The following is a 1,385-nucleotide window of genomic DNA, read 5'->3' on the forward strand; positions in this document are numbered from 1 at the left end:
CTGATGCCGCAGCTTCGGTGCTATATTTGAGCCCCGTTACATCTTCCGCGCAGGCCGACTCGACTAGTGAGCTATTACGCTTTCTTTAAATGATGGCTGCTTCTAAGCCAACATCCTAGCTGTCTAAGCCTTCCCACTTCGTTTCCCACTTAATATAAACTTTGGGACCTTAGCTGGCGGTCTGGGTTGTTTCCCTCTCCACGACGGACGTTAGCACCCGCCGTGTGTCTCCTGAGTATCACTCTTTGGTATTCGGAGTTTGCATCGGGTTGGTAAGCCGGGATGGCCCCCTAGCCGAAACAGTGCTCTACCCCCAAAGGTGTCCGCTCAAGGCTCTACCTAAATAGATTTCGGGGAGAACCAGCTATCTCCCGGTTTGATTGGCCTTTCACCCCCAGCCACAAGTCATCCGCTAATTTTTCAACATTAGTCGGTTCGGTCCTCCAGTTAGTGTTACCCAACCTTCAACCTGCCCATGGCTAGATCACCGGGTTTCGGGTCTATACCTTGCAACTATTCGCCCAGTTAAGACTCGGTTTCCCTTCGGCTCCCCTATGCGGTTAACCTCGCTACAAAATATAAGTCGCTGACCCATTATACAAAAGGTACGCAGTCACCTTACGGCTCCCACTGCTTGTACGTACAAGGTTTCAGGTTCTCTTTCACTCCCCTCACCGGGGTTCTTTTCGCCTTTCCTTCACAGTACTGGTTCACTATCGGTCAATCAGGAGTATTTAGCCTTGGAGGATGGTCCCCCCATCTTCAGACAGGATATCACGTGTCCCGCCCTACTTCTCTCAAACTTAGTCCTTCCCAACAATTTTCAGATACGGGATTATCACCCTCTATGATTCAACTTCCCAGTTGATTCTCTTAATTGATGAGATAATATTTGATGGCTCCTCCGCTTTCGCTCGCCGCTACTCACGGAATCTCGGTTGATTTCTTTTCCTCGGGGTACTTAGATGTTTCAGTTCTCCCGGTTTGCCTTTCATTACTATGGATTCATAATGAAATGATAGATTCTTCATCTATCGGGTTTCCCCATTCGGATATCTTGGATTAAACGCTTCTTATCAACTCATCCAAGCTTTTCGCAGATTAGCACGTCCTTCTTCGCCTCTGATTGCCAAGGCATCCACCTTGTACGCTTAGTCACTTAACTATACAACCTCAAAAGTTCTCGTCCTTTCCCTCGATATCACACTATCAGGAAAAGTGCGGTCAATTTGAAGCCGATTTTTCGTCAACTAAACACTTGATTGCTTTTGTTCAATCAAGATTTTTCTTCTTACTCAGACTTTTTCTTATCGGTCGTTTTACGCCCGACTTGAAAGTCTCTTCAGTTTTCAGCTTGTTTCCGTGTTTTTAAAGAACAATAAGAT

The 1,385-nt window shown here is 46.6% G+C and carries 1 rRNA gene; it reads right to left on the bottom strand.

Going from position 1 to position 1,385, the window contains the following annotated elements:
• Positions 1-1,165 (bottom strand): 23S ribosomal RNA (locus BKK52_RS13185); the annotation flags it as partial.
• Positions 1,166-1,385: the final 220 nt, after the last annotated feature.

The sequence above is a fragment of the Rodentibacter trehalosifermentans genome (assembly GCF_002000545.1).
GTDB classification, from domain to species: Bacteria; Pseudomonadota; Gammaproteobacteria; order Enterobacterales; family Pasteurellaceae; genus Rodentibacter; species Rodentibacter trehalosifermentans.